Annotated in this window: 21 protein-coding genes; 17 read left to right on the top strand and 4 right to left on the bottom strand. The window is 64.2% G+C overall.

Translation table 11 applies throughout. The features are described 5' to 3' along the window. Positions 1–49: 49 nt before the first annotated feature. The 4 genes from thiL to rsmD are packed head-to-tail and all read left to right on the top strand — an operon-like array spanning position 50 to position 5,013. The gene (thiL, locus tag OOZ51_RS16610; protein ID WP_265980880.1) at positions 50–1,057 is read left to right on the top strand and encodes a thiamine-phosphate kinase; all 1,008 of its coding nucleotides are present in this window, start codon (positions 50–52) and stop codon (positions 1,055–1,057) included. 22 nt (positions 1,058–1,079) lie between these two features. Then, complete coding sequence (locus OOZ51_RS16605; RefSeq protein WP_265980907.1) at positions 1,080–2,126, top strand: DAK2 domain-containing protein; 1,047 nt, start codon at positions 1,080–1,082, stop codon at positions 2,124–2,126. Continuing rightward, positions 2,116–4,395 carry an ATP-dependent DNA helicase RecG gene (locus tag OOZ51_RS16600; RefSeq protein WP_265980879.1) on the top strand — a complete coding sequence of 760 codons (2,280 nt, stop codon included), beginning with the start codon at positions 2,116–2,118 and terminating at the stop codon, positions 4,393–4,395. Before OOZ51_RS16605 ends, OOZ51_RS16600 begins: the two co-directional genes overlap by 11 nt. Before the next feature lie 51 nt (positions 4,396–4,446). Next, positions 4,447–5,013 carry a 16S rRNA (guanine(966)-N(2))-methyltransferase RsmD gene (gene rsmD / locus OOZ51_RS16595; protein ID WP_265980878.1) on the top strand — a complete coding sequence of 189 codons (567 nt, stop codon included), beginning with the start codon at positions 4,447–4,449 and terminating at the stop codon, positions 5,011–5,013. Between the two features lie 61 nt (positions 5,014–5,074). On the opposite strand, the gene OOZ51_RS16590 is transcribed toward rsmD, so the two are convergent. Beyond that, positions 5,075–5,863 (bottom strand): spermidine synthase, encoded by a 789-nt coding sequence (locus OOZ51_RS16590; RefSeq protein ID WP_265980877.1) that lies wholly within the window; start codon positions 5,861–5,863, stop codon positions 5,075–5,077. 2 nt (positions 5,864–5,865) lie between these two features. Further along, on the bottom strand, positions 5,866–7,122 hold the full coding sequence (locus OOZ51_RS16585) for an aminotransferase class I/II-fold pyridoxal phosphate-dependent enzyme (protein WP_265980876.1): 1,257 nt from the start codon (positions 7,120–7,122) through the stop codon (positions 5,866–5,868). Between the two features lie 105 nt (positions 7,123–7,227). Here OOZ51_RS16585 and coaD point away from each other — a divergent pair, with 105 nt between their 5' ends. The 10 genes from coaD (at position 7,228) to ftsY (ending at position 18,434) form a co-directional block, all read left to right on the top strand. Then, positions 7,228–7,713: a pantetheine-phosphate adenylyltransferase gene (gene coaD / locus OOZ51_RS16580; RefSeq protein WP_265980875.1), complete on the top strand. Its 486-nt coding sequence runs from the start codon at positions 7,228–7,230 to the stop codon at positions 7,711–7,713. A gap of 147 nt (positions 7,714–7,860) precedes the next feature. Next, on the top strand, positions 7,861–8,388 hold the full coding sequence (locus OOZ51_RS16575; RefSeq protein ID WP_265980874.1) for a YceD family protein: 528 nt from the start codon (positions 7,861–7,863) through the stop codon (positions 8,386–8,388). A gap of 32 nt (positions 8,389–8,420) precedes the next feature. Then, a complete protein-coding gene (gene rpmF / locus OOZ51_RS16570; protein WP_028264646.1) occupies positions 8,421–8,624 on the top strand; it encodes a 50S ribosomal protein L32 in 204 nt (67 codons plus the stop codon). Between the two features lie 24 nt (positions 8,625–8,648). Then, positions 8,649–9,398, top strand: coding sequence for a ribonuclease III (rnc, locus tag OOZ51_RS16565; RefSeq protein ID WP_265980873.1), 750 nt, complete (start codon positions 8,649–8,651; stop codon positions 9,396–9,398). Between the two features lie 5 nt (positions 9,399–9,403). Then, positions 9,404–10,381 (top strand): bifunctional DNA-formamidopyrimidine glycosylase/DNA-(apurinic or apyrimidinic site) lyase, encoded by a 978-nt coding sequence (mutM, locus tag OOZ51_RS16560; RefSeq protein WP_265980872.1) that lies wholly within the window; start codon positions 9,404–9,406, stop codon positions 10,379–10,381. Between the two features lie 61 nt (positions 10,382–10,442). Continuing rightward, positions 10,443–10,880, top strand: a complete 438-nt coding sequence (locus OOZ51_RS16555; protein ID WP_265980871.1) for a hypothetical protein — start codon at positions 10,443–10,445, stop codon at positions 10,878–10,880. A gap of 228 nt (positions 10,881–11,108) precedes the next feature. Beyond that, a complete protein-coding gene (locus tag OOZ51_RS16550) occupies positions 11,109–12,389 on the top strand; it encodes an MFS transporter (RefSeq protein ID WP_265980870.1) in 1,281 nt (426 codons plus the stop codon). Positions 12,390–12,430: 41 nt separating this feature from the next. After that, positions 12,431–13,498 (top strand): TolB-like translocation protein, encoded by a 1,068-nt coding sequence (locus tag OOZ51_RS16545; protein WP_265980869.1) that lies wholly within the window; start codon positions 12,431–12,433, stop codon positions 13,496–13,498. 98 nt (positions 13,499–13,596) lie between these two features. Then, positions 13,597–17,190 (top strand): chromosome segregation protein SMC, encoded by a 3,594-nt coding sequence (gene smc, locus OOZ51_RS16540; protein ID WP_265980868.1) that lies wholly within the window; start codon positions 13,597–13,599, stop codon positions 17,188–17,190. Positions 17,191–17,210: 20 nt separating this feature from the next. Then, complete coding sequence (gene ftsY, locus OOZ51_RS16535; RefSeq protein WP_265980867.1) at positions 17,211–18,434, top strand: signal recognition particle-docking protein FtsY; 1,224 nt, start codon at positions 17,211–17,213, stop codon at positions 18,432–18,434. 67 nt (positions 18,435–18,501) lie between these two features. Here ftsY and OOZ51_RS16530 read toward each other — a convergent pair whose 3' ends face one another. Beyond that, entirely contained in the window at positions 18,502–19,746 is a 1,245-nt protein-coding gene (locus OOZ51_RS16530; protein ID WP_265980866.1) for an MFS transporter, read from the bottom strand. A gap of 225 nt (positions 19,747–19,971) precedes the next feature. Between OOZ51_RS16530 and OOZ51_RS16525 the strand changes: the two genes are divergently transcribed. After that, positions 19,972–21,306, top strand: coding sequence for an ammonium transporter (locus OOZ51_RS16525; RefSeq protein ID WP_265980865.1), 1,335 nt, complete (start codon positions 19,972–19,974; stop codon positions 21,304–21,306). Next, complete coding sequence (locus OOZ51_RS16520; protein WP_028264639.1) at positions 21,303–21,641, top strand: P-II family nitrogen regulator; 339 nt, start codon at positions 21,303–21,305, stop codon at positions 21,639–21,641. Before OOZ51_RS16525 ends, OOZ51_RS16520 begins: the two co-directional genes overlap by 4 nt. Before the next feature lie 97 nt (positions 21,642–21,738). Here the strand turns inward: OOZ51_RS16520 and OOZ51_RS16515 are convergent, their stop codons facing one another. Next, the gene (locus tag OOZ51_RS16515) at positions 21,739–23,139 is read right to left on the bottom strand and encodes a glucose-6-phosphate dehydrogenase (protein ID WP_265980864.1); all 1,401 of its coding nucleotides are present in this window, start codon (positions 23,137–23,139) and stop codon (positions 21,739–21,741) included. 151 nt (positions 23,140–23,290) lie between these two features. Between OOZ51_RS16515 and ffh the strand changes: the two genes are divergently transcribed. Further along, positions 23,291–24,862, top strand: coding sequence for a signal recognition particle protein (gene ffh, locus OOZ51_RS16510; protein WP_265980863.1), 1,572 nt, complete (start codon positions 23,291–23,293; stop codon positions 24,860–24,862). Positions 24,863–24,883: the final 21 nt, after the last annotated feature.

Below are 24,883 nucleotides of genomic sequence, written 5' to 3'. Positions count from 1 at the left end.
GGACGGGCCCTTCTTTGTCGGCGGTTCGCGATAGCGTAGAGCTGTGTCCATGGAACAACAGACTGTCGCGGAGCTCTCCGAAGCGGAGCTCCTCGCGCGTATTTTTCCGCGCCTGCACCACAGCAGCAGTGTGCTGCTCGGGCCGGGTGACGATGCCGCCGTCGTCGCCGCTCCGGATGGCAAGACCCTTGTTTCCATTGACACCCAGACCCAGGACCAGGACTTCCGCCTGGAATGGAACAACGGATACCGCACCACTGGATATGACGTCGGTTGGAAATCGGCGGCACAAAATCTCAGCGACATCAACGCGATGGGTGGTACGGCGGTGTCCCTCGTCGTGAGCCTGACCATGCCGCCCGGCACTCACGTGCAGTGGGTCGAGGACTTTGCAGATGGGTTGACGGCCGGCATCGTCGGTCTGGGGGCTTCCGACTGTTCGGTTGCCGGGGGAGACTTGGGCCGTGGCAGTGAAATCGCCGTGACGGTCGCGGTCATAGGAACAATGCACGGGCTTCCCGCCGTGCTGCGTTCCGGTGCCCGGCCCGGGGATGTCCTGGCCCTTGCTGGAACTGTCGGCCGCGCTGCCGCCGGTTTGGCCCTCCTTGAAAGCACCATTCCCGTCGGTACGCTGGATCCCGCCCAACGCGCACTCATGGACAGCCAGTGCCGGCCGCAGCCGCCGCTTGCGGCAGGTCCGCTGGGTGCCAAAGCCGGAGCAACCGCCATGATGGATGTCTCAGATGGGCTGTTGCGCGACGGCGTCCGGCTCGCCGACGCCAGCGGTGTCGGGCTCGATCTCGACCCCATAGCACTCAAGGCGCTCGCCACCCCCTTGGAAGCTGCCTCGGCCCTCCTTGGCCTCGATCCCATGGACTGGATTCTCGGCGGTGGAGAGGACCACGGTCTGCTGGCGACTTTTCCAGCAAATGTTCAGCTACCTTCCGGCTTCACTGCGATAGGCTCGATCCAGGCCGTTGCCGAAGGGCAGCACAGCGGCGTCCGGATAGCGGGAATGCCCGCTGACACCGTGGGATGGGATCACTTTGCAGACTAAGATTGCCGCCAATGCGCACGCCATGAAGCGGTGGCTGGGCAAGGCGGAGACTACGCTCGGGAATCACAGCGATCGCCTCAACGCCATCAACATCTTTCCGGTGGCAGATGGCGATACCGGCACCAACCTGTACCTCACTGTCCGCGCCGCCGCCGCGGCATTTGTTGATGGTTCCGGCCGGGACGAACCAACAAACGACGTCGGTGCTGTTCTGGCCAATGCAGGCCGGGCGGCCATGGAACAGGCGCGCGGGAACTCCGGAACACTCTTCGCCGTCTTTCTGTGTGCGGCGGCTGAGCCGCTCGCCGGCCACACCCGCCTCAGCGCGCCGCTCCTTGCTATCGCCCTGAACCGTGCCCAGATCCGGGCGTGGTCTGCCTTGAGCGAGCCTGTGCCGGGCACCATGCTTTCCGTTCTGGAGGCTGCTGCAAGGGCCGCGGGTGAATGCGATACCGCACACAATGGCGATGACAGCAACCAGGCACTGGGACTGGCCCTCGATGCCGCGGTCAATGCCGCGCTGGATGCGGTGGTACGCACCGAGGACCAGCTCGCCCCGCTGCATGCGGCCCATGTGGTGGACGCGGGCGGCGTGGGTATGTTGTTGATCCTCGACTGCCTGCGTTCGGCCGTGCTCGGCGAAGAACTCCAGGATGAGCTATTGGACGGCCTCCACGGCTATGACCTGCAGGATCCGCACATCCATGCGGGAATGCCTGATGACGACGGCGTCGAAGTCATGTGCACTATTAGTCTTTCACCGCTGGCCGCTGCCACGCTGCGCCAGCGATTGGACGAACTTGGCGACTCCGTCATCATGAGTCAGGTGGGCAGCGCGAGCCCTGTGGGCAGCCCGGCAGGACGGGACGATGCCGGGGACGACGACGATGATGACGATGACACGGTAGAAACCAGCTACCGCTGGCGCGTGCATGTCCACGTACCGGACGCGGAACCCGCAGTCGCAATCATTCGCTCACTCGGCGACCCCACCGACATCTCCGTCAGCCAGCTGTCGATGCCGCGCGACCCTGGCCTCCCGGCAGGCCAGCACGGGCATGAATCCTGAGCTCCAGCTTCCGCTCGAACGAAGGATCGGCAAGCGCTCCGCCTCCGTCATCGAGAAGCACCTCGGCCTGGACACGGTCGGGGAGCTGCTGAACTATTTTCCCCGCCGCTACCTGAGCCGCGGGGAGCTGACCCCCATCAGCAAACTGCCGCTGGATGAAGAAGCCACCCTTATCGCCAGGGTGCTGTCCAACTCCACCCGGCAGATGCGGGCAAGGCGCGGGTCGTTGACCGACGTGGTGGTCACTGACGAGGCCGGCGGCGAGCAGATTCCCGGAACCTTGAAGATCAGCTTCTTCAATGGCTTCCGTGCCCGCAGTGAACTCCAGCCGGGGCGCCGCGTCATGTTCTCCGGCAAGGTCAGCCGCTATGGCGGCTCCTTGGGCATGACCAATCCGGACTTCATGGTGCTGGACGAGGACCCCGAGTTGGCCGGTTCCGTTGATCCGGAGAAGCTCGCGGCCATGCCCATCCCCGTCTATCCCGCCACAGCGAAGCTCACCAGCTGGTCCATCCACAAGGTCATCACCACCCTCCTGGACACTATCGATGTGGACAGCATTGAAGATCCACTCCCTTCGGAAATTGCCTCCCGGGAGAATTTCCTCGAGGTAGGGCAGGCATATCGGCTGATCCATTCGCCGGAAACGGCAACAGACTGGCAGCGTGCCCGGGACCGGTTCCGTTACCAGGAAGCCTTGGTGTTGCAGACCGCGCTGGCACGGCGTCGGGCCCAACTGGCGGCGGAAGAGGCGACCGCACGACGGCCCGTGCCCGATGGCATCCTTGCCTCCTTCGACCGGCAGTTGCCGTTCACGCTCACTGCCGGCCAGGCCGCCGTCGGGAAGACGCTTTCCCAGGAGCTGGCACTGGACTCGCCGATGAACCGGCTACTGCAGGGTGAAGTCGGGTCCGGGAAGACGATTGTGGCCTTGCGCGCAATGCTGCAGGTGGTGGATGCCGGCGGACAGGCGGCGTTGCTTGCCCCCACCGAAGTCCTCGCGGCACAACATTTCGATTCCATCCGGAGAACCCTCGGTCCGCTGGCCCGCGACGGTTTGTTCGGTGGCGCTGGAATGCTGGGCGGGGCCGGATTGTTGGACAGCAACCCCGGGAGCGGCCCGGGATCGGTCCAGGTCACGTTGCTGACAGGCTCCATGCCTACGGCCGCCCGCAAGCAGGCCATGCTGGACGCCGCCTCGGGCAATGCCGGCATTGTGATCGGTACCCACGCATTGCTGAGCGACAAGACCTCCTTCCAGGACCTCGGGCTGATCGTCGTGGATGAGCAGCACCGGTTCGGCGTGGAGCAGCGGGATGCGCTCCGAGCCAAGGCGAACCGGCCGCCCCACCTGTTGGTGATGACCGCCACTCCGATTCCGCGCACCGTTGCCATGACGGTCTTCGGCGACCTCGAAACGTCCGTGCTGGACGAACTTCCCGCAGGCCGGGCACCGATCTCCACCCACGTGGTGGGGCTCGCGGAAAACCCGGGCTGGGCGGCGCGGATCTGGAAACGCTCGCGGGAAGAGATCGACGCCGGGCATCAGGTGTACGTGGTCTGTCCCAAGATCGGAGACGACGACGACGGCGACTTCAGCCCCGGCGAAGCGGAACCTAGCGACGCCGAACTTTCGGACGAGGGTCCCGCTCGCGAGCTCGCCTCGGTGACCGCCGTCGTCGAGACACTCAGCCAGGAACCCGCCTTGCGCGGCGTCCGGGTGGAACCCCTTCACGGACGACAGGACGCGGCGCTCAAGTCTGAAACCATGGCCTCGTTCACTGCCAACCAGACCCAGCTGCTGGTGTCCACCACGGTGATCGAGGTTGGCGTGGACGTCCATAACGCCACCCTCATGGTGATCCTGGATGCTGACCGCTTCGGCATTTCGCAACTTCACCAGTTGCGCGGGCGGGTTGGCCGGGGCGGTCTGCCGGGCACGTGCCTGCTGGTCACCTCGCTCGAGCCCGGCCATCCGAGCCGCAGGCGCCTGGACGCCGTTGCGTCCACCACCGACGGCTTCGAACTCTCCCAGGAAGACCTCAAGCTGCGTCGCGAAGGTGACATCCTGGGCGCTTCGCAATCCGGTGGGCGCTCCACCCTCAAGCTGTTGCGGGTCCTGGAGCATGAGGATGTGATCGCCCGTGCCCGCACCGATGCCCAGCTGCTCGTGGCCAACGATCCAGGGCTGCAAGGCCAACAAGCACTCGCCGCGGCAATCGACGAATATCTCAATCCCGAAAAGGAGGCGTTCCTTGAACGCGGCTAAGGAATCCACGCCCGGCGGTACCCCCGGGTGCAACGCCTTGGGAGCGCGCCCGTGAGCCGGATCATTGCCGGCGTGGTGGGCGGCAACCCCTTGGTCAGCGTTCCGGGAAATGCCACCCGGCCCACGACTGACCGCGTCAAGGAGGCCTTGTTCTCGCGGCTCGAGGCGCTCGACGCCATCGACGATGCCCGCGTCCTTGACCTTTACGCCGGCTCGGGTTCACTCGGTATCGAAAGTGCCAGCCGGGGCGCCCGCACCGCCGAACTCGTGGAGTTTGATGCCCGCGCGTCCGAGGTCTGCCAGCGAAACGCGGACATGGCCAACCAGGTGCTGGGACGCAGGACGGTCTCCGTCCACCGTTCCAAGGTGGAATCTTTCCTGGAGCGCGCTGCGGACGATGCCCTCTGGGACTTGGTCTTCCTGGATCCGCCGTACCCCTTGGACGAGCCTTCCCTCAAGGCTGTCCTCGCCAAGCTTGCCTTCCACCTGGACGAAGGTGCCGTCGTCGTGGTCGAACGTTCCTCGCGTTCTCCGGAACCGGACTGGCCGGACACCCTCGAACGGTTCGCCGACAAGAAGTATGGCGAAACGAAGCTCTGGTTCGCCGAACCCGTCTAGCGGGTCCCTGGCCGGAGATGCGGCGCTAGCCCGAAAGGCGGCGCTAGCCCGAAAGGCGGCGCTAGCCCGAAAGGCGGTCCAGTTCCACTCCGCTCAAGACGGCCGAGGGGTGCGGTCCGCGGGCCAAAAGTTCTGCTGTCCACAGGGCTGGCCATGGCCAGCGCGTTCCGACGAGGATGATGTTGCCGGGATAACGGCCGGCGAACATGCCACTCTCGGCGAAGGCTGCAACATCGGGCATCGCCTCGCGCATCGCAGCGACCTGGCTCCGCACCAAGGTCAAGGCCGCTTCATCGCCGACATTGACAATGAGCACGCCGTCCGGCCGGAGCCGTGCTGCGGCTTCCTCGTAGAACTCCCTGCAGGCAATATGGGCCGGAGCCTCGGGACCGGAGAAGATGTCCAGGATCACGACGTCGAACGCGAGTTCCGAGGGCAGCTCCGCAAGGGTTTCACGCGCGTCGCCTATGTGCGTAGCCAAGCGGGTACCGTCCGGCAGGGGCAGTTTCTGGAGCACGAAATCCAGTAGCTCGCGTTCGAGTTCGACGGCATGCTGTTCCGAACCGGGTCTCGTCGCCTCGATGTACCGGGCCAAGGTGAGCGCCCCGGCACCGAGGTGAAGGGCCGTGATAGCTTGCCCGCCAGGCGCGGCTAGATCCACCAGGTGGCCGATCCTGCGCAAGTACTCGTAGAAGATCTCTGTGGGCTCCGCGAGATTGACATGGGATTGCTCGGCGTCGCCGATTCGCAAGATGTAGGCGCCCGCGATCAACGGGTCGGCTTCGATCGCGGCATGCTGCCCGGTGGTCCGCAGGAACCGCCGTCCCTCGTGAGCTTGCCCGGTAGGCACAGTTACAGCTTGTCCCGCAGGGTGGCCAGCCTTGCGGCGGCTTCTTCGAGTACCTCGGTCTTCTTGCAGAAGGCGAACCGAAGGAGGCTGCGGGTCCTCTCCGCGCCTTCGGGGTGGCAGAAAACGGGGACGGGGATGGCGGCCACCCCAACAAGCGACGGAAGCCGCCGCGCCAAGTCCACGGAGTCGTCGATACCCAGCGGTGCAGTGTCCACGTTGATGAAGTATGTACCCCGCGGGGTGTAGACGCCGAAGCCGGCGGCCCGCAGGCCCTCGGCCAGGATGTCCCGCTTGGCCTGGAGAGTGGAGGCGATGGCCGTGTAGAACCCGTCCGGCAAGGCCAGGCCCACGGCTATCGCGCTCTGGAAAGGAGTGCCGGAACTGTAGCTGAGGAATTGTTTGACGGTGCGGATCGCTGCGACGAGGTGTTCAGGACCACTGAGCCAGCCGATCTTCCAGCCAGTGAAGGAGAACGTCTTTCCGGCCGAGGAGATGGTCACGCTTCGTTCAGCAGCACCGGGGATGCTTGCGACCGGAATGTGCTGCACACCGAAAGTCAGGTGTTCGTAGACTTCGTCGCTGAGGATCACGGCATCGTATTTCCGGGCGAGTTCGACCACGCGTTCCAGCACCTCGCGCGGGAAGACCGCACCTGTGGGATTGTGCGGATTGTTGAGGAGAACAACCTTGGTGCGCTCACTGAAGGCCGTTTCCAGGGCGTCCAGGTCCGGGAGGAAATCGGGCGCGAGCAGGGGAGCGGTCACATGCTTGGCGCCGGCGAGCCCGATGATGGCGCCATACGAGTCATAGAACGGTTCGAATGTCAGGACCTCATCGCCGGGCTCGATGAATGCGAGCAATGACGCGGCGATGGCCTCGGTGGCCCCGGTGGTCACGATGACCTCGGTCTGCGGGTCCGGAGTCAGTCCGTAGAAGCGGTCCTGGTGAGCGGCGATGGCCTCACGAAGTTCAGGGATGCCCTTGCCCGGTGCGTACTGGTTGGCCCCCGCCGAGATGGCTGCTTGTGCCGCTGCCTTGATTTCCGCGGGACCGTCCTCGTCCGGGAATCCTTGGCCCAGGTTGATGGCCCCGGTGGATATTGCCAGGGTTGTCATCTCTTCGAAGATGGTCACGCCCAGGCTGCCGTCAGCGGAAAGCAGGTTGGCGCCGCTTGCGGCCCGTTGCCACGGGGCGGTGCCGGTAGCCTGCTGCCAGGGGGCGCCGGGGGTGTTCGCGCTGAGAGGGGCCGGGCTCGTCACTGTATCTTGCCTTCCTGGAGTGATGGCTTCCGGCTCGTCCGGGCCGGCATGTCAGCCATGCTATCGCCATAGTGCCCACGGCAGTGGATGCGGTAGGTTCGAACCATGAGACGCGCGGTGTGCCCTGGCTCCTTTGACCCTATCCACAACGGACACTTGGAAGTCATCGCAAGGGCTGCTGGCTTGTTCGATGAAGTGGTCGTGGCAGTGTCCACCAACTACGCGAAGAAATACCGCTTCAGCCTCGAAGAACGCATGGAGATGGCGCGGCAGACCCTGGCGTCGCTCCGAGGGATCATCGTGGAACCCATGGGGGAGGGGCTGCTGGCTGAGTATTGCAGGCATCGGGGGATTTCGGCGATCGTGAAGGGCTTGCGTTCGTCCTCGGATTTTGACTATGAACTCCCCATGGCCACCATGAACCGCCAGCTAGCCGGCGTCGAGACTGTTTTCCTTCCGGCGGAGGCCCATTACCTGCATTTGTCCTCCACCCTGATCAAAGAGATCGCAGTTCTGGGCGGCGATGTCTCCGATTTCGTGCCCAAGTCCGTGCTCAAGAGGCTCCTGGCTGGCGAGTCGTCTGCAGAGTAGCCCAGCAGCGGGTAAGCTAGATCGGTACCTCGGGGCAGAACGCGATGAATTTGACCCGGTTTGAGTCCGTTCACGCGTTCAGGCTAAGATGGTACGTCGGTCATATGTTCTACAGGAGTTCTCATTAAGCGAGATGCAAGTTCGCCTTTGACGCTGGACGTCAAGGACCTCGGACGTAGTCCAGGAAGCATGCGGACGCTCACTGAACATGTACCCGCGCCAAGTGACCTTGGTGTGGCACTCATTGGTGTTCAGGAAGGCTCGGAAATCGAGCTCGACCTGAGGCTTGAGGCCGTACACGAAGGAATTCTGGTATCTGGAACCGTATTCGCTGAAGTCAAGGGCGAATGCGGACGATGCCTGGATCCCCTTGCGTATGACCTTGAGGTCAATGTGCAAGAACTTTTCTTCTATGAAGGCATTGAGCTTTCGGACGAAGAAGACGATGAAGAGCAACGTCGAGTCGAGCACGATCTAATCGATCTTGAGCCGGTGTTGCGGGACGCAGTTGTAACTATGCTGCCGTTCCAGCCGGTGTGCCGGGAAGACTGCCAGGGCCTCTGCTCCGAATGCGGAGTGCGTCTGGAAGACGAGCCGGGGCACCACCACGAGGTCCTGGATCCTCGCTGGGCTGCCCTAGCTGAACTGGCTAAGTCTGACCGGCAAACTGATTAGTAAGTGTTGACTAAGAGAGAAATGAGATAGCCGTGGCTGTTCCCAAGCGGAAAATGTCTCGCGCGAATACACGCGCCCGCCGTGCCCAGTGGAAGGCAACTGCCCCCAACCTGGTCAAGACCATCGAAAACGGCCAGGTTGTTTACAGCCTGCCGCACCAGGCAAAGGTCGTTACCGACTCTGCCGGCACTGCGCTGTTCCTTGAATACAAGGGACGCAAGGTCGCAGACGTCTAAATCCGCCACGTAGGCTGACAAAGGATGTCTTCAACTGAAGAGCTTCTGAAGCGTCTCGGTGTCTCTATTGACGCCGAGACGCTTCGTCTTGCTCTCACACATCGTTCATACGCGTATGAAAACGGCGGGATTCCCACCAACGAGCGCCTCGAATTCCTCGGCGACTCCATTCTGGGCTTCTCCGTGACCGATTCCCTGTACCGGGACAATCCGGCACTGCCGGAGGGCGAGCTCGCCAAGCGACGCTCGGCCGTCGTCAGCACCCGCGCCCTGGCAGGTATTGGCCGGGACCTTGGGATCGGCGAATACATCTACCTCGGGCAGGGCGAAAGACTCACCGACGGTAAGAACAAGTCCTCAATTCTTGCGGACACCATGGAAGCGCTCATCGGCGCAACCTACTTGTCCAATGACATCGAGACCGCGCGCAAGCTGGTCATGCGACTCGTTGGTCCGTTGCTGAAGGACGCCGCAGCCCTCGGGGCCGGTACTGACTGGAAGACCAGCATGCAGGAGCTTGCCGCCAGCCGTCAGCTCGGATCCATCTACTATGCGGTAGAGGGCTCCGGTCCGGACCACGCGCGCTCTTTTGAGGCAGTGCTGCAGATCGGCGGCACCGCTTACGGCAAGGGCTCGGGCCACTCCAAGAAGGAAGCCGAGCAGGAGGCTGCCGCAGATGCGTGGCGCGCCCTGAACAGCAAGGTCAATCTGGGCAGCAAGGTCGCAGCGACCAGCAAGGCTGACGCCCCGGCGGATTCCGCGCACGGCGCCTGAGTCCCATGCCGGAACTCCCCGAAGTCGAGGTGGTACGCCGCGGTTTGGCGCGCTGGGTGCGGGGCCGGACCATCACGTCCGTGGACGTCCTGGACCCGCGCTCCATCCGCCGCCACGCGCTGGGCACGGAAGACTTCGTCGGCAACCTGGAGCATGCCACGGTTTTGGACGTCGTCCGACGGGGCAAGTTCCTCTGGATGCCGTTGCAGACTGACGAGCCTCGCGGCGCCGATGGTGCCCGCAGTACCGATGCAGATCGGCTGCCCCGTGTCGCGCTCATGGCGCACCTTGGGATGAGCGGCCAGTTGCTCATGCAGGATCCCGGCGTTCCGGACGAGAAGCACCTCAAAGTCCGCATCAGCCTGAGCCAGTCCGAGGGCATGCCCGAGCAATTGCGGTTTGTGGACCAGCGGATCTTCGGCGGACTGTTTGTCACGTCCCTTGTGCCAACGGGCGACGGCGGTCCCGGCGGCGAGGGCGAGACGCCCCTTCCGGAAATTGCCGAAGAAGCCTCCCACATTGCCCGCGATCCGCTGGATCCCCACTTCTCCTTTGACGATTTCTACCGCAAGGTCAAAGCCCGCAAGACCGGGCTCAAACGTGTGCTGTTGGACCAGGGCGTCATTTCCGGGATAGGCAACATCTACGCCGACGAAGCCCTCTGGCGGTCCAAACTCCACTATGCCAGGCCGACGGAGACCCTCCGGCGGGCCGACGCCGTGCGGATTGTGGATGCTGCCCGGGAAGTCATGCTGGACGCCCTGGCAGCTGGCGGTACGAGCTTCGATTCGCTCTATGTCAACGTCAATGGTGCTTCCGGATACTTTGCCCGGTCCCTCGAGGCCTATGGGCGGGCCGGCGAACCATGCAGGCGCTGCGCCGCTGCCGGGCTGCCGGGTGTGATCAAACGCGAGCAGTTCATGAACCGGTCTTCCTACACCTGCCCCGTCTGCCAGCCGAAGCCGCGCAACGGCCGCTGGTAGCGCTTTTCGCCCGGAAATCCGCGCCGTTTCCATTACCGGGCCACGGTGGCAGACTGTGGGCATGAGAGCCTGGGTCATCCGGATAGGCATCGCATTTTTCTTCAATGCCATCACCTTCTGGGCGGCTTCCATCCTCCCCGGAGTACGGCTTGGTGGCGGATTCCTTTGGGCAGTCGTGGTCTTCACCGCTGCCACGCTGCTGATCAAGCCCGGCATGACTGCACTGATCGCCATCGGCGGAGCCAGTCTCCTTTCCCGCTCAAGGCGTTCGGGAAAGCTCCTGAGCGCCGCCGCCGGCCTGTTGGCAACCCTCGGCATCCTGATCGTCACCAGCATCTTCTCCAGCGGCTTCCAGATCAACGGAATCGGGGGCTGGGTTGCAGCCACCGTGGTGATTTGGCTCGCGTCCCTGATCTACAACTTCGTGGAGGACAGCCTTGAGGCCAGGGCCGCGGCGTTGATCGGGCGTGCCGGGATCAGGCGCAGGCAACAGCCCTGAATTACCTGCATCAGGAACGCCGCCCACGGTCAGCCAGCCGAAGCCGCGCAACGGTGGCTCGTAGCGGCCCGGAAATCCGGGATGGGCACGTAAAACAGGTAGTACTACGCTACTCAATTCCTTGATCCCGGTGACAGACTGCCGCCATGGAAGCCAAGGCTGTCGGGATCGCCAGTGAGTCGGACGTGACGGACACCACGGCTTCGGAGACGAGATAGGGGGTCGCCTGTGTACATTTCGATGGCTGACCGCACCGGCGGTAAGACGGACCCCGGCACGGCAGACGCGAAACTGCCGGCCGGTCAGGGGGTGGCCTTCCGGTTGTCGCCTGTCATCCTCTGGCTCGGAATCGTCAGCATGGCCACAGATATTTCCTCCGAGTCCGTCTCGGCCATCCTCCCGCTATACGTCACAGGGTTCCTAGGGCTCTCCACCATCGCTTACGGGTTCATTGACGGGCTCAACCAGGGCGCCAGCGCCGTCGTGCGAATTGCTGCCGGCTGGGCATCCGACCGCACCGGACACCCGAAGCGGGTGGCCGTGGCCGGCTATGGTCTGTCCATGCTTGCACGGACTGGGCTCCTGTTCGCCGGCGGATTCTGGTCGCTCATCGGGATCGTCACCGGCGACCGGATCGGCAAGGGCATCCGCACTGCGCCACGGGATGCCCTGATCTCGGCGGAAGCCCAGCCGGAACATCTGGCCAGATCTTTCGGTGTGCACCGGATGCTGGACAACATCGGCGCCGCAACCGGGCCGATGCTGGCGTTCCTGATCCTGCTGCTCATCCCGAACGGGTTCGGAGTGGTGTTTGCGGTTTCGCTCGCATTCGCAGTGATCGGCGTCGCTGTCCTGGTCCTGGTGGTCCCGGACCGGAGGATGGCCCGCGCGGCGGAAACGCCGACACGCACACGTACTGCCTCCAGATGGCGCCAGTTGAAGGAACCCGGGCTCACTCGACTGCTCGTGACGGCCGGACTGCTTGCCCTGCTGACTGTAGGGGACGGCTTCATCTACCTAGTCCTGCAGGACCGGGACTCGTTCGCCGTGCAATGGTTCCCCCTGCTCTATGTGGGAACCAACGTCGCATACGTCGTCCTGGCGGTTCCAATGGGGCGGCTCGCGGACCGATGGGGCCGGGTCCGGGTGTTCCTCGGTGGCCACGTTGCGCTCCTTGCCTGCTATGTGCTGGCCGCGGCACCCCTCGGAGGGATCGGTGTCACCGTGGCCTGCCTGATGCTGTTGGGGCTGTTCTACGCCGCAACCGACGGCGTACTGGCTGCGTTGGCCAGCCGGCTGGTCAGCCCGGAGAAAGTGGCCACCGGCATCGGCGCCGCGCAAACCGTCGTCGCTCTGTGCCGGATGGCGGCGTCGGCTGGCTTCGGCATCCTCTGGTTCGCCATCGGCGCATCAGCCGCCATGCTGACAGCCGCCGTCGTGTTGGCTGCGGTGCTGGCTGCCACGGCCGTGCTGATGGGCGCGTCACAGAAACAGGCGGCCGACGCTTGACTCGGCGCAGCCGGAAGCCGGCCGCAAAGCGGGGAGCCGCAATGCGGTCCACCACTCATGAACGGATCGGCGAATCAACAGGGAATCGGTTGATGATCAGCAGGCGGCGCTTCATAACGCTGCTGGTTGTCACCGTGACCGCCATCGCGGGCGCTGGAATCTATGCGGCTCTGGAATTCCAGGGTGCCAAGGCGAGCCAAGCCGCGCCGCCGCCCGTTGAAGTCACCAGGTCCGAGGCCTTGCCGGTGGCACCTTTCGTTCTCTTCCGCAACACCGCCCCGGGCCAGGGCTTCGGCGACGCTGCGACAGTGCCGCTGACGGTCCCAGGTGGCCCGCGTGCACTGAGCGGAATAGCCTGCGACCGCGTCTATGGTACGTCCGAGGTGACCTTCTGCCTGCAGACCAAACACGAGCTGGCTACAAACTTTCAGGCCTCGGTGTACGACAGCCAGTGGAAGCAGACGGCCAGCTGGCCTCTTCCAGGCATCCCCAGCCGGGCGCGGACCAATGCCGACGGTTCGCTGACGGCCTCCACCGTTTTCGTATCCGGCCATGCCTACTCCGCAGCCGGATTCTCCACGGAAACTGTCATCCGGGACCGGGCTGGCCCGGTCACCGGAAACCTCGAAGGCTTCGCCCTGATTTTGGACGGAAACAGGATCAAGGCCACCGACAGGAACATCTGGGGCGTCACCTTCGTTCCCCGGCAGCCCGATGCCTTCTATGCCACAGCCTCCTCCCAAGGCCAAATTTGGCTGGTCAAGGGGAGCATCGCCGGGCGGACGCTCACTGTGGTCCGCTCCGGGATTGAATGCCCCTCGGTATCGCCGGACGGCACCCGCATCGCCTATAAGAAGAGTGACACGGGATCCCTGACCGGCCACCGCCGTATCGCCGTCCTGGACCTCGCCAGGGGCAAGGAGACCGTGCTGTCCGAGCAGCAGAGCATCGACGACCAGATTGAGTGGCTGGATGACTCCACCCTGATATACGGTCTTCCCCGTAACGGCTCTGAAGTTGACAGCGACATCTGGTCGATTAGGACCGACCCGTCCGCGCCGCCTGCCCTCTTCATTGAGCATGCATGGTCTCCGTCAGTTGTCCGGTAGTGCGCCCGGCCGCAGCCAATCCGGGCCATTCGGCGGGAGGGCGGTAGATTTAGGCCGTAAAGCAGCCACTGCCGCCATTGAAAGAGAACCGAAACACCTTGCATCTGAAAAGTTTGACTGTCCGGGGATTCAAGTCGTTCGCGTCGGCCACGACGTTCGACTTCGAGCCGGGCGTCACTGCCGTTGTCGGCCCCAACGGTTCGGGCAAGTCCAATGTGGTTGACGCGCTGGCCTGGGTGATGGGCGAACAGGGCGCAAAGACCCTGCGCGGCGGCAAGATGGAAGATGTCATTTTCGCCGGGACATCGGGGCGGCCGCCCTTGGGCCGCGCGCATGTTTCGCTGACCATTGACAATGCAGACGGTGCCTTGCCGATCGAATACAGCGAAGTCACCATTTCCCGCACGCTCTTCCGGACCGGCGGATCCGAGTACGCCATCAACGGCTCGCCATGCCGTCTGCTGGATATCCAGGAACTCCTCTCGGATTCAGGCCTGGGCCGGGAAATGCATGTGATCGTGGGGCAGGGGCAGTTGGACCGGGTCCTGCACGCCACTCCCGAGGACCGCAGGGGATTCATCGAAGAGGCCGCAGGCATCCTGAAGCACCGGCGTCGTAAAGAAAAGACTGTCCGCAAGCTGGAAGCCATGCAGGCGAACCTGCAACGCCTTGGCGACCTCACGGCAGAAATCCGCCGACAACTCACGCCCCTGGGCAAGCAGGCTGAAGTCGCCCGCCGGGCCCAGACCGTGCAGTTCGACGTCCGTGATGCCAAGTCCCGGCTGTTGGCGGACGAACTCGTGCAGCTTACTAAAGCTTTGGAGAAAGATGTCGCGGATGAAGCTGCGTTGAAGGAACGCCGCGAGACAGTTGAATCGGAACTCGGCGCAGGTCGCCAACGCCAGCTCCGTCTCGAGCAACTCGCAGCTGAGGCGACGCCCAGGCTCAATGCGGCCCGAGACAATTGGTATCAATTGTCCGCCACCAGGGACCGGCTTAGAGCCTTGGGATCGCTCGCCACGGAGCGTCGCCGTCTCCTCGGATCCACAGATGCTGCCCCCGATTCCGGCCGCGACCCGGACCACCTCGACCGGCAGGCGGCCCGGGTACGGCAGGAACAGTCGGAACTCGAGCACGACATCCTGGCGAAGCAGGCAGCTCTTCTCGAGGCCACCGCCGTCAAACAGGAAGCCGAGAACCTGGCCGCGGCCGAGGACAAGCGCCTGACAGCCGTGCTGCGCGCGGCGGCCGATCGCCGTGAGGGACTCGCGAAACTCGTTGGACAGTTGGCTGCCGCGCGTTCCCGGGCGGAGGCGGCCGAGGCCGAACGAGGCAGGCTCAGGGAATCGCTTTCTGCCGGTGAGGAGCGTCGTCGCCACGCGCAAAGCGAGTTCACGGCCCTCGAGTCACAAGTGGCCGGGGTTGAAGACGGCGAGGAGAGCCTCGACGCCGAATACGAGGGCGCCACCGCCCTTCTCGACGAGATCAACGCCGAGATCGAGGCGTTGAAAGCCGCCGAACGGGACGAAGTCCGCGAACGCGATGCCCTCATCGCCCGCCGTGATGCCCTGCAACTAGGACTCAACCGCAAGGATGGCTCTTCGCGGATCCTGTCCTCGGGCCACCCCGGGGTCGTGGGTTCGTTGGCCTCGCTTCTGACAGTCGAGCCCGGCTATGAGGCCGCAGTGGCCGCGGCGCTCGGCAGCGCCTCCGACGCGGTCGTCGTGGCTGACGGCGCGGGAGCCGTCGCCGCGATGCAGTTGCTGAAAGACGCCGACGCCGGACGCGCTTCCCTTTTGCTGGCGGGCGCGGCACCGTCCGCCGCTCCCGAGCTTCATTTGCCGGAAGTGCCGGCGCTGCCGGACGGTGCGCGTTGGGCTACTGAGTTGGTTCAGGCCGATGGTCCTGAAGCGAGTGGTGCCGTGGCCCTCCTGGCCCTCACCGCCGTCGTCGACGGACTGGGCGCGGCGGCAAGCCTCATTGCCGGCAACCCGAGACTCACCGCCGTAACCCTCGAAGGGGACGTCTTCCGGGCCCTGACCGTGGACGGCGGATCGGCCACGGCGCCGTCGCTCCTTGAGGTCCAAGCCGCAGTGGACGACGCCGAAGCGCGGCTTCTGGAGCTCACCACCTGTCTTGAACGTGGCAAGTTCGCACTGGCGGGGGCCGAAGCCCGCCGGGCCGACGCGCAGGAACGCGCGGACGCTGCCCTGGACAAACTCCATGACTCGGATGCCCGGCTGGCTGCCGTGGCCGAACGGCTTGGCCACCTGAATTCCCAGTTGCGCAGCGCCGTCGCGGAAAGCGATCGCCTGGCGGAGTCTTTGGCCAAGGCCGAAATGAACATCGCCGTCGCCGAGGAATCCCTTGAGCTTGCCGCGGAACGGCTGGCCGCGGCACAAGAAGCCCCCCAGGAAGAAGAGCCTTCCACGGAGCACCGGGACGCGTTGTCGAGGGCTGCCAGCGAAGCCCGGTCCCATGAGATGGAGGTCAGGCTCGGGTTGCGCAGTGCCGAGGAACAGCTCGCCGCAACCAGCAACCGGGCTGCATCCTTGGAACGGGCCGCCGCAAGCGAACGGCGTGCCCGTGAGGAGGCGGCGCGCCGGGCACTGCGGCGCAAAGCCCAAGCCGAGCGGGCCTCGGCAGTGGCCTCCGCCGTCGAACAGACGGTTCGCTTCGTTGACGTTTCGGTGGACTTGGCCGCCCGCGCCCGAGACCTCGCTGAGGCGGTCCGCGAACAGCGGGAGAGGGAACTTGCCGATGTCCGGAGCAGTAACGACGCCTTGGCCCAGGAACTGGCCGGACTGACGGATTCCGTGCACCGCGACGAACTCGCGCGAGCCCAACAGAGGCTCAGGATCGAAGCCCTGGAAACGCGCGCCATCGAAGAACTTGGCCTGTCGGCGGAGCAACTCGTGGCCGACTTCGGTCCGGAGCAGCCCGTTCCGATGCCCGCTGCCGCCACGGACAAATGGGCCGAACTTCGCGCCCCGGTGGACGAAGACGGAAACCCTGTTGTCGAGGGTGTTCCTTTTGTCCGCGCTGAGCAGGAGAAAAGGCTGCGGAAGGCCGAACGGGATCTCGCCGCGCTCGGCAAAGTAAACCCCTTGGCGCTTGAGGAATTTGCGGCACTCGAGGAACGGCACCAATTCCTGAGCACGCAGCTCGAAGACCTCAAGTCCAGCCGAAAAGACCTTCTGGACATCATCAAGGAAGTGGACAACCGCGTCCAGCAGGTCTTCGCTGAAGCCTTCGCCGATACGTCCAAACAGTTTGACCACGTCTTTGCGCGGCTCTTTCCCGGCGGGGAGGGCAAATTGGTGCTCACCGACCCGGACGACATGCTGAACACCGGCATCGAGGTTGAGGCACGGCCTGCCGGCAAGAAGATCAAGCGCTTGTCTTTGCTGTCAGGCGGCGAACGTTCGCTGACAGCTGTCGCCCTGCTTGTTGCGATTTTCAAGGCGAGGCCTTCCCCGTTCTATGTCATGGACGAGGTGGAAGCTGCGCTGGACGATACGAACCTGGGTAGGCTGATCACGATCTTCGAAGAACTGCGCGAGTCCAGCCAGCTGATTGTCATTACCCACCAGAAGCGGACCATGGAAGTCGCGGACGCCCTGTACGGAGTGACAATGCGGGGCGACGGGGTGTCTACCGTCATCAGCCAGAGGCTCGGTGCCGAGGTCTAGCTTTGTGAGAAGCTAGGGGAGTGAATGATCTCCTCCCCATTATTCTGTCCATTGTCGCTGCCATTGTGGTGGTCGGAGGGCTGATTCCTGTCCTGCTCAAGGCGCGGAAGTCCTCCTCGACGTACGCCGGAACACGCGACGCCAACGATCCTGCCAATACGGGGTCGGCAGGCGGCGGAACGATTGTCGACGACGCCGCCGGTGTCGTGCGGGAACGCCCGGCGCCCGGTATCGTCGTCGAGCCCGCCGACCTTGCCGTTCCCGAGACCGACGTTCCTGACGACGCCGCGGGACTGGAACTCATCGAGGTGGAGACCCCTGCGCCGGTGGAGGGCCGCCTCAACCGGCTTCGGGCGCGGCTGGTCAAATCCAACAACATCCTCGGCAAGGGACTCCTGGCGCTGCTTGCGAGCGACAAGATCGACGAAGACGTCTGGGACGAAGTCGAAGAAACGCTGCTCCTTGCAGACCTTGGCACCGAGCCCACCATGCAGCTGGTGGATGCACTGCGTGAACGGGTGAAGGTCCAAGGCACCCGCAACCCGGAAGAAGTCAAAGCCCTCCTGCGGGAGGAACTCATTAAGCTCGTGGACCCCACCATGGACCGCAGCCTGAACGTGGACCGCAAGGGAGACCACCCCGCCATCATGATCGTGGTCGGCGTCAACGGTGTCGGCAAGACCACCACCGTGGGCAAGCTGGCGCGTGTTCTCGTCGCAGAGGACAAGGACGTCCTCCTGGGCGCTGCCGATACTTTCCGTGCGGCTGCCGCGGAACAGCTTGCCACCTGGGGGCAGCGCGTCGGCGTCGCGACGGTCAGGTCCCACGTCGACGGCGCGGACCCCGCCTCTGTCGCGTATGAGGCCGTCAAATCCGGCATCGAGCAGGAAGTCGATGTCGTCATGATCGACACCGCTGGGCGCCTGCAGAACAAGGTCGGCCTCATGGACGAACTCAGCAAGGTCAAGCGGGTCATCGAGAAGCTGGCTGAAGTGGACGAGGTCCTGCTGGTGCTGGATGCGACCACCGGACAGAACGGCCTGAACCAGGCCAAGGTCTTTGCCGAGGTGGTCAACATCACGGGAATCGTGCTCACCAAACTGGACGGCACCGCGAAGGGCGGCATCGTCGTCGCGATCCAAAAGGCTCTCGGCGTCCCGGTCAAGCTTGTTGGCCTTGGCGAAGGCCCGGACGACCTCGCCCCGTTCGAGGCGGAAGCCTTCGTCGACGCGCTCCTGAACTAGCCGCATCCCGCCCAACTGGCTCGCATTTGTTGTCGTTTTAAGCCCTCAAAGCGACATTAACTGCGAGTCAGTTGGGTGAGTCGATTGGCTCCGGTGTGCGCTGCATCGGCTCGCGGGCCACGGACCAGCCGACGGCGGAGAGCAGGAGGATGCCGCCGGTTGCGCCGAACGCCCAGCCGTAGCCGAAACCGTCGGCCAGGAGGCCAACCAGAACAGGCCCGACGATCGCTCCGGCATCGGAGGCCATCTGGAAGGCCGCCAGTACCTTTCCCCCTGAACGGCCGCGACCGATGATGTCCCCGACGGCGGCCTGCTGGGCAGGGTTCAGCAAACCCGAGCCGAAACCGGCAACAGCGGAAGCCGCGAAAAACGCGGGAAGACTGCTCGTCAAGCCGATGGTGGCAGTGGCCAAGCCCGTGACGATCAGGCCCAGCAACATCATGGGCTTGCGGCCGAAACTGTCGGCCAAGCGACCGGAGAAGGTCAGCGCCAGCGCGTTGCCCCCTGCGAATACTGCCAGCGCCCAGCCCGCCGAGCTGGCACCCGCTGCCAGGACAACCACGGCGAACAATGGCACAGTGGCCATGCGCACCCCGAATGTCGCCCAGCCGTTGCTGAAGCTCGAGAACAGCGCGGCCCGGTATGCAGAATCGCCCAGGGCTTCTTTCAGTTGCATTGCCGGCCCCGCCGCGCTTCCCTGGCTCGCTCCCTTTGAACTGCCCCTCAGTTGCGTGCGCACGACAAGGGCCGCGAGCACCAGGGCAGCCGCGTAAGCAAGGAATGGGACGCGCAACCCGAATCCGGCAAGCAGTCCACCAACCACGGGGCCGAGGACGCTGCCTATCAGGAACGCAGAAGCGTAAGCGCCGGAGACCCGCCCGCGGCTTTCCGGGGGAGCGAGGCGGATCAACAGGCCCATCGCTGCGACCGTGAACATCACGGAACCGGCCCCGCCGAGGCCTCGGAACACCAGCAGTTGCCAGTAGCTTTGGGCGAAGGCGCAGGCCGCCGTGGAGGCCGCCACAATCAGCAACCCCGCGATGTACACGGGGCGCTCGCCGAAGCGGCCCATCAGGGCGCCGCCGGCTGGAGCGAATACCAGGCGCATGAAGGCGAAGATACTCACGATCACGGCGGCCGCCGTTGCTCCGACGTCAAATGTGGTGGCGAACTGCGGGAGCACGGGCGCTACGAGGCCAAAACCCAGTGCGATCAGGAACGCGGCCACCAACATCACCTTGATGTCCCGAGGCATGGCAGCCTTCGTGGCCCGAGCCCCTTGGTTTGCGCGGGATTTGGGGCTTGCGGTCATCGTGTTGAGGTCCTCCGGGTCGTGTTGGTGCGGGGAATGTGGAACTGACGAAACATATCCGTAACAAGGGTGATATCCACCATTTACGTTCGAGAAGTTCTTGTAACAGCCCCGCAATCTAAAACCTTCGCAGGTGAAACACTGCCCCGCAAAACTCTTACATAGAACGCAAATGCGTTGGGACAGGCGGCAAAGTCCGCAACAAAGAGCAGAGAGGACGTAGACATGGAATTCAGCGCCGGTCTCGTTTGGCTCCTGGTCGCGTCAGCCTTCGTGCTGTTCATGACCCCGGGCCTGGCATTTTTCTATGGCGGCATGACCCGTGCCAAAGCCGCCCTGAACATGATGATGATGAGCTTCATCGCCATCGGCACAGTGACCATCGTCTGGGTCTTGTGGGGCGCGTCGATGTCCACAAGCAACACTGACAACTTCTTCCAGCTCTTCGCAAACCCGTTCAGCCACTTCGGCTTGCACAACTTCACGGATCCCGCAGACCTCCTCCACGTTGGATACGCGGCCACCTTCGCGATCATCACTGTGGCACTGATCTCCGGTGCAATCGCGGACCGGGCCAAGTTCTCGGCCTGGACGCTCTTCACCCCGATTTGGGCCACCCTGGTCTACGCACCGATGGCTTACATGGTGTGGGGCGGCGGGCTCTTCTCCAAGGATGGCTGGTTCGGCCAGACTTTCGCTCCGGTCATCGACTTCGCCGGTGGCACCGTGGTGCACATCAACGCCGGTGTTGCTGGCCTGATCCTCGTCCTGATCATCGGTAACCGCAAGGGCTTCGGCAAGGACCCGAACCACCGCCCGCACAACGTGCCGCTGGTCATGCTGGGTGCGGCGATCCTCTGGTTCGGCTGGTTCGGTTTCAACGCCGGCGCAGCAGCAACGGTGGAGCAGGCAGGCCTCATCTGGATCAACACCCTCGCCGCGCCTGCAGCGGCCATGCTCGGATGGCTTGTTGTGGAGCGCATCCGTGACGGCCACCCGACCTCGCTCGGAGCTGCTTCGGGTGTCGTCGCCGGTCTGGTCGCCATCACCCCGGCTTGTGCCAACGTTTCCCCGCTGGGCGCCATTGCGCTCGGTATCGCAGCCGGCGTTGCCTCGGCTCTCGCCGTCGGCCTGAAGTTCAAGCTTGGCTACGACGACTCGCTCGATGTCGTGGGCGTCCACCTGGTGTCCGGCATCGTCGGCACTGTGGCCATCGGCTTCCTCGCCACCCCGACCCAGGGTCCGGCCGGCCTGTTCTACGGCGGCGGTACCACCCAGCTGGTTGCGCAGTCCCTCGCAGCGCTTTGCTCGATCGTCTTCACCGGCGTCATGACATTCATCATCGCCTACCCGATCCACAAGCTTATGGGCTTCCGGATCTCCGAACGCCAGGAGATCGCCGGTGCAGACCTCAGCCTGCATGCCGAAACGGCATACGAGTTCGGCGTCGGCGGCCACGGCGGCAGCTTCCAGCCCCTGCACGACCTCATCACCGGCAAGGCATCGGCCGGAGCAACTGACGAAGCAGCCGTATCAGGCAAGGAGAGTGTCCAGGCATGAAACTCATCACGGCGATCGTCCGCCCGGAGAAGCTCGATGCCATCCGAGAGGGGCTCGAAGCCTACGGTGTGCAGGGACTGACGGTCAGCGCGGCCAGCGGCTACGGCCGGCAGCGAGGTTACACCGAGGTGTATCGCGGAGCCGAGTACAACGTGGATTTGCTTCCGAAGATCCGCGTTGAGGTCCTGGCCACGGATGAGCAGGCCGACGACATCCTCGATGTCCTGATCGCTTCCTCCAACACAGGCCGCGCCGGAGACGGCAAAGTCTGGACCGTGGACGTCTACGAAGCAGTCCGTGTCCGCACGGGCGAGCGCGGCGCAGCAGCCATCTAAAGCACCCAACGCAAAGAGGGGCCGGGTACCTGGAAAGGTACCCGGCCCCCTCTTGCATGTCTGCTTCCGCAGGAGCTCAGTCAGTAGTCCGGCCGGCTCAGCCCCCGACGGCGGTGGGCCAGTCCGCGGGACCGGAGCCGCCGGCGTCGTACTCTTCAAGCGGCACTGAATCCCTGGCCCAGGCCTTGAGCACGGGCTCAACGATCCGCCAGCAGTCCACGGCAGTGTCTCCGCGGACGGAAAGCAGGGGATCACCGGTGATGACCCCCTCCAGGACTTCTCCGTAGGGCAGGAGATCGGAAGCGTTCAGGTCGGAGTTGAGCGTCACGCGATCAAGCGTGAAGATGTCCCCGGGGCCGTTGACGTCAACGTCGAGCTGCAGAGTGTCTGGACCGAATCCGATGCGCAGCTGGTTGGGGGAGTCCACGCCTTGGAACCCGGACGGCAGGTGCGGAACGGGCCGGAAGGTGATGATGGCTTCCTTGCGCGCGCGGCCCAGGGCCTTGCCTGAGCGCAGGATGAAGGGGACCCCCTTCCAGCGCCAGTTGTCGATCGACACTTCGACTTCAGCGAGCGTCTCGGTGTTCCGGGCAGGATCCACGCCTTCCTCTTTGACATAGTCCGGAACCGGATGCCCGCCGCTTCGGCCGGCGCTGTAGCGGGCTCTGCGCGTGGTCTTCCGGTAGGGCGCGCTGATGCTGCTCGCACGCAGCACAGTTGCGATCGCGCCGCGGAGATCGCGCTCGTCGATGGTGGCGGGGGCATCAATGGCCAGGAGCGCCATGATGTGCAGCAAATGGCTCTGGATCATGTCCTTCAGGGCGCCCGCGTTGTCGTAGTAGCGCGCACGCCCTTCGAGGGCGAGGTCTTCGTCGAAAATGACCTCCACCTTTTCGATGTGGTCCCGGTTCCACACGGGTTCGAGGAACCTGTTGGCGAAGCGCAAGCCCAGGATGTTCAGGACGGTGGCTTTGCCAAGGAAATGGTCCACGCGGTGGATGTGGTCCTCCGGGACCAAGGCTGCAAGGGTCTTGTTGAGGTCCCGGGCCGATTCCGAACTGGAGCCGAACGGCTTCTCCATCACCAAGCGCGTCCCGGCAGGCAGATCTGCGGCGTTGAGTACTTCGCAGGCCTTTTGGCTGATGTGTGGCGGCAAGGCAAAGTAGACGGCTACCGGTGCTTCGAGTCCGGCCAGCAGCGTGGCGAGCTGGCCATCGGCCGTGACATCCAGCTGATGGTAGGCGGTGTTGTCCTCCACGGCCGCGATTGCCTTCTTCCCTGCGGCACCGGCGTCCTTCCCAGCGTCCTTAAAGGCGTCATGCACCCGTTTTGTCCATTGCTGCGGGGTCCAGGGGTCGGAGCCGGCTCCCACAAGCTTGAGGCCGTCCGCGAGCCCGCCGGCTACAAGCCTGGCAAGGCCCGGCAACAGCAACCGGCCTGTCAGGTCTCCGGAGGCACCTAGGATGAGCAACGTTTTGACTGTAGTTTTGCTGGTCACTGTGCCAGCATGCCATCTTGCAGGCGCGTCTTGGTACCCTAGATAGTCGAGTCCCCCAGTTGAGTCAGATTTGTTTGGGGCAGGAATCGTCAAGATGTTGGTGCGCCGGAACGGCCGCCATTCGTAGACCATTGAAAGAAGTGCACGGCGCGTGTTCAATTCACTCTCTGACCGGTTGACAGCAACCTTCAAGAATCTCCGTGGCAAGGGTCGCCTCACTGAGGCCGACGTCGATGCCACCGTCCGGGAGATCCGTCGTGCCCTTTTGGACGCGGACGTTGCCGTTTCCGTGGTCCGCGAGTTCACGGGGCGTATCCGTGAACGGGCCTTGGGTGCCGAGGTTTCCGCTGCCCTGAACCCGAGCCAGCAGATCGTTAAGATCGTCAACGAGGAACTCCAGGAGATCCTCGGCGGAGAGACCCGCCGTATCCGCTTGGCGAAGACCGGCCCCACCATCATCATGCTCGCCGGCTTGCAGGGTGCTGGTAAGACCACCCTCGCGGGCAAGCTGGCCAAGTGGCTCAAGGCCCAGGGACACAGCCCAGTGCTTGTTGCCGCCGACCTCCAGCGTCCCAACGCCGTGACGCAGCTCCAGATCGTCGGTGAGCGCGCCGGCGTCCATGTCTTCGCGCCGCACCCCGGTACCACCTCTGACCTGGATGTCCCCACAGGCGACCCCGTCGCCGTCGCACGCGCCGGCGTCGACGAAGCCCGCCAGAAGCTGCACGATGTCGTGATCGTGGACACCGCAGGCCGCCTCGGTGTCGACGCCGAGATGATGGACCAGGCGCGCCGTATCCGCCAGGCGATCATCCCGAACGAAGTGCTGTTCGTGATCGACTCCATGATCGGCCAGGACGCTGTCAATACGGCGGTTGCCTTCGATGAAGGCGTCAACTTCACGGGTGTCGTGCTCTCAAAGCTCGACGGCGACGCCCGCGGCGGTGCCGCTCTCTCGGTCGCGTCCGTCACCGGAAAGCCGGTCATGTTCGCGTCCACCGGCGAGGGCCTCGACGACTTCGAACTGTTCCACCCCGACCGTATGGCATCCCGCATCCTCGATATGGGTGACGTTCTCACCCTGATCGAGCAGGCCGAGAAGAACTGGGACAAGGACGAAGCGGCCCGGATGGCGAAGAAGTTCGCCGACCAGGAAGACTTCACCCTGGATGACTTCCTCGCCCAGATGCAGCAGATCCGCAACATGGGCTCCATGAAGAAGATGCTCATGATGATGCCGGGTGCGCAGAACATCCGCCAGCAGCTGGAGCAGTTCGACGAGCGCGAAATCGACCGCGTGGAAGCCATCGTTCGCTCCATGACCCCGCACGAGCGTCTGGCTCCGAAGATCATCAACGGATCCCGTCGCGCCCGCATTGCCCGTGGTTCCGGTGTGCACGTCTCCGAGGTCAACGGCCTCCTGGAGCGTTTCGCGCAGGCCCAGAAGATGATGAAGAAGCTCGCGCAGGGTGGCGGCATGCCCGGGATGCCGGGTATGCCCGGCCTCGGTGGCGGGGGTTCCCGCAAGGGTGGCAAGAGCGCGCCGAAGAAGAAGGCACGTTCCGGCAACCCTGCCAAGGCGGCCCAGGAACTGCGCGATGCCGAGAGCAAGCGGGCGAACGCCGTCCCCACGGGCGCGGCATTCGGTCAGACCGGCGGCGACTTCGATCCCTCTCAGTTGAACCTGCCCAAGGGCTTCGACAAGTTCCTCGGCGGCAAGTAGCCCTCCCGCTCAAGGTTGTCA

The organism is Arthrobacter rhizophilus (assembly GCF_026241105.1).
Classification (GTDB): domain Bacteria; phylum Actinomycetota; class Actinomycetes; order Actinomycetales; family Micrococcaceae; genus Arthrobacter.
This window is presented reverse-complemented; position numbering and strand designations above follow the sequence as displayed.

Excerpts from the sequence above, each read along its gene's own strand:
- thiL (WP_265980880.1), top strand. The coding sequence starts at position 50 with ATGGAACAACAGACTGTCGCGGAGCTCTCCGAAGCGGAGCTCCTCGCG.
- OOZ51_RS16605 (WP_265980907.1), top strand. The coding sequence starts at position 1,080 with ATGAAGCGGTGGCTGGGCAAGGCGGAGACTACGCTCGGGAATCACAGC.
- OOZ51_RS16600 (WP_265980879.1), top strand. The coding sequence starts at position 2,116 with ATGAATCCTGAGCTCCAGCTTCCGCTCGAACGAAGGATCGGCAAGCGC.
- coaD (WP_265980875.1), top strand. The coding sequence starts at position 7,228 with ATGAGACGCGCGGTGTGCCCTGGCTCCTTTGACCCTATCCACAACGGA.
- rnc (WP_265980873.1), top strand. The coding sequence starts at position 8,649 with ATGTCTTCAACTGAAGAGCTTCTGAAGCGTCTCGGTGTCTCTATTGAC.
- mutM (WP_265980872.1), top strand. The coding sequence starts at position 9,404 with ATGCCGGAACTCCCCGAAGTCGAGGTGGTACGCCGCGGTTTGGCGCGC.
- OOZ51_RS16555 (WP_265980871.1), top strand. The coding sequence starts at position 10,443 with ATGAGAGCCTGGGTCATCCGGATAGGCATCGCATTTTTCTTCAATGCC.
- OOZ51_RS16545 (WP_265980869.1), top strand. The coding sequence starts at position 12,431 with ATGCGGTCCACCACTCATGAACGGATCGGCGAATCAACAGGGAATCGG.
- OOZ51_RS16530 (WP_265980866.1), bottom strand. The coding sequence starts at position 19,746 with ATGACCGCAAGCCCCAAATCCCGCGCAAACCAAGGGGCTCGGGCCACG.
- OOZ51_RS16525 (WP_265980865.1), top strand. The coding sequence starts at position 19,972 with ATGGAATTCAGCGCCGGTCTCGTTTGGCTCCTGGTCGCGTCAGCCTTC.
- OOZ51_RS16520 (WP_028264639.1), top strand. The coding sequence starts at position 21,303 with ATGAAACTCATCACGGCGATCGTCCGCCCGGAGAAGCTCGATGCCATC.